Below are 8730 nucleotides of genomic sequence, written 5' to 3' on the forward strand. Positions count from 1 at the left end.
GTTCATTGTGGTACAGATTCGTGTAGAAGAGTCAGGCGTTGTGTTCATTGAAAAGTTAGCACATACCTTAATATTAAATTGAAATTTACTCATGTGTAAAATAACAACCGTTCAATATTTACGCTTAAATACTCTGTAGCTTGGTACTAACTTAAAAATAATTTAAGAGACTATTTTTTGTCACTTAAACAATCTACTTTAATTGAAATACCGTCAAAGATGCTGTCTGCATGCATTGTATTAATAAACTTTCTCATACTCTATAACTGTCATTAATTTGACTTATCAATCATATGATTAACATTAAATCAAAACTCATTGCCTTTTTATTTATATTAATATACTTTATCGACAACATAGATAACACACATGTTTTAAATGGTATTAACAGCACTATAATAATAGCTTGCGATTGTTAATTTTCATTTTAAATAGATTTAGTTGACCTATAAAAGAGTCAATTATATGACAGCGTCATTTTATTGTAAGTGAACAATGTAACGAATAATATCGATGAAGTGTACCCTCAACAACTAAAACCAGTAACACATTGATTATAAACACTTAAAATACAAGCGCACCAAGCCATAAACCGTCACCCCAAATAACTTCACCAGTTTTTAATTAGGATACATATCTATAGCAGTGATTGATTAGCGTTTTTAATTTTAAATATATTCATTACCAAACCGCACTCAATTTGCGCAGTCATAATTGATTGGTGTGGTCAACATTGGAGTTTAAGTTGGATTATAAAACTCGATTAACAAATCGAACTTATCTAACAGATTCTATTAAATTAAGAGAGGTAACTTTGAGAAAGCATACTCATATATACTTATTGGGCGCAATGTTTACTAGCTTTCCGCTTATTGCTGCTGATAACTGGCAGCCTAAAAATTATTCTGGCGGTAGTGAAGTTTGTCATATGCAAACGCACTATAAAGCCAAATGGTGGGCTGGCAGTTATAACGTGCCTTATGCGGATGCACCACTAACAACTACGGATCTTAATTGGGGGATAGCACCATGGTTGCCGTTACTCGACTCCAATGAGTGTAAAAATACGGGTGAGAATACAGCTCCTGTTGCTAACGCGGGTAATGACCAGCAGGTTCAATCGCCGATGCTCAGTGTGGTGTTAAATGCCTCTGGCTCAACAGACGCACAGGGAGATAGCCTGACTTACGCTTGGAGCCAAACAAGCGGCCCAGCGGTGACATTAGTTAGCCCGACTGCCGCCATGACTCAATTTGAAGTGCCTGAATTACTGGAAGATACAGCGTACTCTTTTGAGTTGACCGTGAGCGATGGCCAAGCAACTGACACCGATACGGTGGTTGTTAACGCACTGAAAACGATGGTTAATCAGTCGCCAGTGGCTAACGCTGGTCATGATCAAGTTATTGAGCCAAACATTAAAAAAGTTGTTTTGAATGCATCAGCTTCAAGTGATCCTGATGGCGATAACTTAAGTTACATCTGGAGCCAAGTCAGCGGCCCTGCAGTCACGTTACGCGAGATAAATACTGCGGTAACAGAGTTTGAGCTGCCAGAGTTGTCTGACGATACTGTCTATTCATTTCAAGTGACAGTGAGCGATGGTGAGATCAGCGCAACAGATACAGTGCAAATTAACGCGTTAAAAAACGTGATAAATAACGCACCGATAGCAGACGCGGGCAACGATCAAAGTGTGCAGTCGCCTATCGATAATGTGTTGTTATCCGCTGCAGGTTCGCGCGATGTTGATGGTGATGTACTGCGCTATCAATGGGCACAAATATCAGGGCCTACGCTGGTGTTAAATCAAGCGAACTCAGTAACGGCAAGCGTTTCGATTGCAGCCTTGGAGCAAGCAACGACTTATCAATTTGAAGTCACGGTCAGTGATGGTCAATTGACTGCAACCGATACGGTTAGCGTACTTGCTCATAAGCAGTTGGAACCTGAAATCCAAATCGGTACTGTAGAGCTCAATCTTGAAGGCTTTAACGGCGATACTCGCTATAGCGTGGTGTTGACCGATCTTGCCACAGGCAATGCGCTCACACAGCAATTTGATCGCGCCGATGCCACTTTGACTGACATTCCTGTTGGTCAATACAGTATGCATGTGGCATTTGAAGATACATACCAAGCGATTAACTCAACGCAGCGTGTGGTGATTGAAGCCTCACAAACCCATGCGACCTCATTGCGGATCAAAGCGGCCATTGATGTTGCAGAACTGTCGACAATTGAAGGGCTTGAAGTGACTAAAGTCATTGATGGCCTTTTCCAAGCTCGCCAATTGGTCTGGGGTGATGGCTATTTATTTGTGGGCTCGTCCAGTATTTTCCCAGAAGATAATGCACGCGGTAATAAAATTTACGCTCTTGAATATGACTATCAGACCGGTGAACTTGGCCAACCGATAGTGGTTGCCGATAACCTTCTAGAGCCTCATGGCGTCGCTTATCGTGAGGGCGATTTATATTTCTCAACCTCAACGGTGCTTTACAAAATTGAGGATGTGATTAACCACTTTGGTGATGACGATGCGATTGAACATTTAGTCACATTACCTGCAGGTGATACTTATTTCCCACTGGATCTTGCGGGTAAATACTGGCATCAAAAGCACCCGATTAAGTTTAATACACAAGACCCAAATGATAGTGCGCTTTACATGGCGATTGGTTCGCCATGTAATGTATGTGTGATCCCTGAAGAGCCGTACTATGGCACGATTGTCAAAATTGATGTTGATACTGGCGCTAAAACGATTATCGCTAAAGGCGTGCGTAACAGTGTTGGATTCGATTGGGATCCACAAACTGGCGATATCTGGTTTACGGATAACAACCGTCAAAACACCGATGGTCGCAGCGAGTATTACCCCGGCGAGCTAAATAAAATCAATGCCGCTGATATTGAAGCCAATACTCAGCCACATTTTGGTTTTCCTTACTTATCTGGTGCCACGCAAATCGGGATCACTCCTGAGCAAGAGGCTGGATCGCCGGCTAACCTTGGACGCTTTGATTACCTCCCTGATAATGCGATTTACAGTGATATCAAAATTAGTGATATTGACCCGTCACTTTATCAAGCCCCTGCGCTTGAAACAGAAGCGAGCACGGCAGCGCTGGGCTTAACTTTCTGGGATCCTACAGGTGCTACTAACGCGCAAGATCAACGCTCATTTGTCTACGCCACTCATGGTCCAGGTTATGCTGGTGGCCGTCCAGGTTACGAAGTTCGCCAAGTAACAGTTAATCGCGAAGGTCAGGCTGTTTTCGACCGCGCGTTGATCACGGGCTGGAAAACAGACCGAGGTGTTATTGGTAAACCGGTTGAATTTTTTGTATTACCCGATAATAGCTTACTGGTATCTGACGATGCCGTGAACACCATTTATCGTGTTAAATACAATGCACAAGCCGATATTGGCACCATTCGTTTACAGCCTGCTAAAGGTGCTGTGACAGAAAATGGCGTTATTGCTAAAGCAGAACTAACTAACCGTACTACGGGGGTGAGTCGTCCTTTACTTATCGCACTTGACGGCGCTGAGCATCAGATCTCAGGTTTGGGCTATGGTTTTTATTCATTAAGTGTTGACTCGATTGGCGAGCTAAAACCGTCTGAATCGGTGATGCTATTTGAGCTGTCTGACAATAACGACAGTGCGATTGCTCGCTGGGATTACCGTGCTGAAATTGATGAAAACAGCGGCATTGTAAACCTGACTGTACCGGCTCAACCTGATGGTGCAGAGGCGACAGTGACATTACGTTTTGTCAATAAAGATGCAGACGAGGTGATCACACATGACTTAGCATGGGGCGAGACAAAAGCATTAATTTTGCCTGTAGGTCGTTACAGTATTGACTTACCTTTTACTCGTTCAGCTATCCCGACACCGAAAAAAGCCTCGTTATCAGTCGTCGCTACGCAGCCTATTAATTTTAACTGGGCGTACAGCAACTTTGCGACTGATGAAGCGTATTTTGAATCGGTTTATACGAGTGTTTGTTCGAGCTGTCATGGTGGATTTGCGCCAGATCTTAAAAACGGTCCAAGTCAGTCTTTTGTTGAGGCTTACCTGCTCGATCCTAACTACCTCACCGAAAAGTTAGCTACGATGGTGAATAATTACGGTGCGGCATGTGATCTTAACTGTCAAGAGACCATCAACCAATACCTGAGCAATGAGCTATGGGCAGATAAGCTTCAGCGCCCTGGTGTTGATGTGAAAGGTCAACGTCAACTGAGGTTACTGACTCGTAACGAATACGCAAATACCGTCAAAGACTTGCTGGCTGTAGAGCTGGATAAAACAGCCTTACCTTTAGACGCTAAAGAAGTGAATGGTTCGCTCTACGGCAACCCTGCAAGTATGGGTTTTTTGACTCATGAGCGACTCAATAGCTACTTGAATGCGGCAATACGTGTAGAAGATAACTTCGATCTAGCCAGTGCGAGCCGTTGTACTGTGGCAGAGGATGATAATGTCACGCCTTGGACAAACGGATCGACCTTTAATGGTGGAGATCGGGTATCGTATCAAGGGCAATTGTACCAAGCTCGCTGGCAGATCAGCGCTGCGCCAAACAGCAGTAATGTCGGTACCAGCCGACCATGGCAACATCTTGGTCCTTACTTAGCCACAGACAAAACATGTGTGACAGATTGGTACACTCGCACGGCTGAAAAGTTATTTCATCGTCCACTGACGGCAGAAGAGCTGCAGCGTTACCCAGCAACAGACATGGCGCGAAGCTTGTCAATGATGTTGGTTTCGCCTCAGTTTTTATACCGTCGTGAACTCGGTAGTCTCAATGATGACGGTGACTTTCAACTCGATCAATACGAAATCGCCACACTACTTGCTTATTCACTGTGGGGCACCGCGCCGGATGATAACCTTTGGCAGCAAGCAAAAGCAGGTGAACTGAGCAGCGAAAGTGCCGTATCAAACGCCATTTCACGGATGCTAAATGATGATAAAGCACAAAAGCAGTTTGCTAAATTCATTATGGAAACGCTTGAGTTTGATGAAGACCGAGTCACGGTTGAGCGTGGCGCGCTAACCAAAGAGTTAGGTCAGCAAATGCTACAAGAGTTTCAAGCTTATATTGCTGACACAGTATTTAGTGAAGACAAAGGCACCTATAAAGACTTACTCACCTCAGACACGACCTTTGTAAATGCAGCACTGGCCAACCACTACGGTTTTGAAGGTCACTATGGTGACAGCTTAACCGCCGCCGCGATACCGCATAATCGCAGTGTTGGTCTATTGAGTCTCGGCGCTGTTGCCGTTGCATACAGTATCGAAAACAAAACTCGATTGATCCCACGCGGTCGTATGGTGCAGCGTTCACTACTCGGTTGGGACCAATCATTGGCATCAGGCAAGGCACCTGAAGGGATTGTAGGTGATCATTCAACCAAAGACTTTTGGACCCAAGCGACTGGCCCAAGTACTGAGTGTTGGGCGTGTCACCAAAAGATGAACGACATTGGCTTCGCCTATGATGTGCTAGATAAAACAGGGCGTTACAGAAGTACTGAAAACTACATTGCGTTAGACGGTACACAATATGGCAGTGTTGCATTAGATACCGAAGGGACTCTTGTGGGTGTCGATAACAAAAACACCGACTTTAGCGATCTAAAAGCGCTATCAACCTACATTGGCGACAGTCACGACGCCCGCCTCACTTTTGTAAAAAATTACATTACGTATGCGCTGGGCCGTAGCGAAGCGGAACTGGTACCGGTTTACCAACAGTACCAAGACTTTGACAACATTAAGCAATTCGTTTCAGAAGTACTAAGCTCTCAAACGATTTTAGCAAGAGGGGAGTAAGATGAGCCTTAATCAACAAAGCCGTCGAGATTTTATTAAAACAGCACTGTCATGCGGCGTGGCAACTGCGTTATCAGGCGTTTCTTTACAGGCAAGTGCAGCCACACATAACGCCCCTAAGTTTATTTTTATTAACTTCTCTGATGGTTATCCCAGAGGCACTTGGCACCCAAGCATGGGCGACAATGGGTTAGAAATGAACCTTTGTACTCAAGGCTTAGCACAATATAAAGACAACATTGTCTTCTTGTCGGGTTGTGAGAGCGAAGGAGGATCCGGCCACGGCGGTTACAACGGCGTATGGCAAGAAAGAAGTGGTCAAGGCTCGCTTGATGTTCACTTTGAAAACGCCTTTGCTGCAGGTATGCCAAAACGGGCTGTTCGCCTTGGAGTCGACACCAATTACTGGGGCCATGGCGGCCTAGTGACTAGCCGAAGTGTGAGTGGTGCAGGCTTAACCCATGAAGACAATCCACAGTCCATTTTTAATGAACTGTTTGGTGGACAGGAGTCAACGGGCCCTTCTATTGAAGCACGTAAACTGGCGTTACTGTCTAATGCTATTCCAGATATCGAACTGCTAAGATCGCAAGTTAATGGTGTAGAAACACAAAAAACGTCGACGTTTTCAAGTGTAACAACCGAAGTTGAGCAAGAGCTAACCAATGCTTCAAATGGCTCTGGGCAATGCTCGACTGGTATTTTCGGCAGCACCAGTAGTGGCCGTGATAAACGCGCGGACCTACAAGTTGCCAATGCGGTGTTAGCGTTATCATGTGAAAAAACTAAAGTCGTGTCGCTGCAACTTGGGACCTCAAACGACTCAAAAGTGGTTGAAAAGGTGAGTCAAACTGTTCCACATGATGCATCACACTATGGTTCACAAGGGCTAAAAGAGATCTACATTAATCATCGGCAGTGGTATTTAAGCAAGGTCACACGCTTAATCGATATGCTGAAACTTCAGCCTGATGATAACGGTAACATGTTTGATAACACTATTATTATGGTGACATCAGAGATGGATGATGGACAAGCGCACAGCTCAAGAGATCTACCTGTGTTGTTAATCGGCGGTAAAAATACTGCGTTAAACACAAAACCCAATGGACATTTAATCGAAAATGTAGGGCCAATAGGGCAAGTATTAAAAGCCTATGCCAATGCATATGGTGTAAATACACCTTACCAAAACCCACCATTAGCGCAATTGTTTAACGCTTAACATTTAACTGCAGGCGAAATACACGCCTGTCATCTCGGCTTGGGCTTATTGGCCTCAGCCGAGGTGGCTTTCTCTCCTCCTTTAGCGCCAATCCCGTTGACAAACAGCATTCAGTGTCATCAATATTGCTATCTTGACTATCGCCCGTTATGTTAATGCCTTGAAAACGGGCTATTGATGGCGGTGCACAGTACTGCACATTAATGTCATCGCCCATATTGATGGATATTTCGACTTAAATTATGGAGTGAATGATGAAAAAATCGATATTATTGTTAAGTTTAATGGTGTTTTCGAGTCATAGTATGGCACGAGATGATATTGCTGATTACTCGGTTGCAGAAGCCATGGCCGTTGACAAAATCTCATCAGCCATTGGTGGCGGCGTTGATTTTTATTTTGGCGAGCAAAAGCATCCTAAAGTCGCGCAGCAACTTGGTGAGTTTAAGAGCAATAAAAAAACCAACGCATTTGACAAAAGTGACAAAGGCCATTATCGAGCTAAAAATAAAATTAAATACATAAGCAGCATTCAAGCGACATTGTAAAATCAGGGTGACCGCATGAGTGACTAGTTTTCAAGCACACCGTTAGAACCTGCACTCAACACAGCCTCCAGCATTGATGTATTCATCATACACCGTTTTTGTTTTCCAACGATACTGAGTTTAGTTGACTCTTCTTGAAGCATATTCAGACTCATATGCCGTAAGCACGCTAGGTTTTCTGCACCATGATCCTTGTATATCTGACACGCATCTTCATTCATACTTACATCAAGCACCCAATGCATCGATTCAATGCCCCAATGCTCTCTAACCGCACTAGCGGCTTGCTCGGCGGTCAGCTCCTTTGAGCTGATGTAGTAACGGTACTCTAAATCGAGTTTCTTTCCCTTTTCCTGGCAGAACTTTTCAACCATCACTATGCTTTTGAGTCCAGCCCAACGAGTGAAGTTACCCTCAAGCTTATCGCTTCCAAACACATAACACTGACGTGACTCGATACGCCCATGACCTTCTTCAAAAGCGATAATATCGGGCATGTTTGCTCGCTCTTTTGCAAACGCTTTTTCTACTGCTTTACGAAGCTTTCCTTGATTACTTTTGACCACAAGCAAGTAGTCTCCGCCCTTGTCGACAATGACTTTGGCTATCTTGGTCTGACAAGCCATCGCATCAATGGTCACCAATGCCCCCTTTATGTCGAGCATTTTTATTAGCTCGGGGATCGCCGTAATTTCATTACTTTTTTGCTCGGTCTTTAGCTGCCCCAACACGAGTTTGTTCGATGAGGCGTAGGCACTGATCATGTGGATAGTACTGGCTCTATCTTCACGGTTGTAGGAGCCACGAAGCGTTTTACCGTCAATCGCAATCACTTGGCCTTTGGTCAGCGTATGAATTGAGGACATCCAATTAATGAAGCATTGCTGAAACTGCTCGGGCTCAATGGTTGATATGATGCGGGCAATAGTGTCATCAGCAGGGATGCCATTTAAAAATAGACCATTGCGCTTAAACCAGTCATGGTGTCCAAGAATGTATTCGCGAATATCGAACCACCCTTTGGCTCCAGCTATCACCGAGCATAATGAGCCAAACAAAACCTCAAAAAGGCAATAGGTGATCTTCGCACCTTGGCG

At 44.3% G+C, this 8730-nt stretch carries 4 protein-coding genes; 3 read left to right on the forward strand and 1 reads right to left on the reverse strand.

The window, feature by feature from the left end; translation table 11 throughout:
* Positions 1-814 precede the first annotated feature (814 nt).
* The 3 genes from AB4238_RS05670 (at position 815) to AB4238_RS05680 (ending at position 7633) form a co-directional block, all read left to right on the forward strand.
* A complete protein-coding gene (locus tag AB4238_RS05670) occupies positions 815-5860 on the forward strand; it encodes a PKD domain-containing protein (RefSeq protein WP_372032131.1) in 5046 nt (1681 codons plus the stop codon).
* A gap of 1 nt (position 5861) precedes the next feature.
* Positions 5862-7085: a DUF1552 domain-containing protein gene (locus AB4238_RS05675; RefSeq protein WP_372032133.1), complete on the forward strand. Its 1224-nt coding sequence runs from the start codon at positions 5862-5864 to the stop codon at positions 7083-7085.
* 254 nt (positions 7086-7339) lie between these two features.
* A complete protein-coding gene (locus AB4238_RS05680; RefSeq protein ID WP_372032135.1) occupies positions 7340-7633 on the forward strand; it encodes a hypothetical protein in 294 nt (97 codons plus the stop codon).
* 23 nt (positions 7634-7656) lie between these two features.
* Here AB4238_RS05680 and AB4238_RS05685 read toward each other — a convergent pair.
* Positions 7657-8730: ISAs1 family transposase (locus tag AB4238_RS05685; RefSeq protein ID WP_372032137.1), on the reverse strand; the 1074-nt coding region annotated here is incomplete at its 5' end.

Source organism: Shewanella sp. 10N.286.45.A1 (assembly GCF_041470405.1).
Classification (GTDB): domain Bacteria; phylum Pseudomonadota; class Gammaproteobacteria; order Enterobacterales; family Shewanellaceae; genus Shewanella.

Bases quoted from the DNA above. Each gene is read 5' to 3' on its own strand.
- AB4238_RS05675 (WP_372032133.1), top strand. From the start codon at position 5,862: ATGAGCCTTAATCAACAAAGCCGTCGAGATTTTATTAAAACAGCACTG.
- AB4238_RS05680 (WP_372032135.1), top strand. From the start codon at position 7,340: ATGAAAAAATCGATATTATTGTTAAGTTTAATGGTGTTTTCGAGTCAT.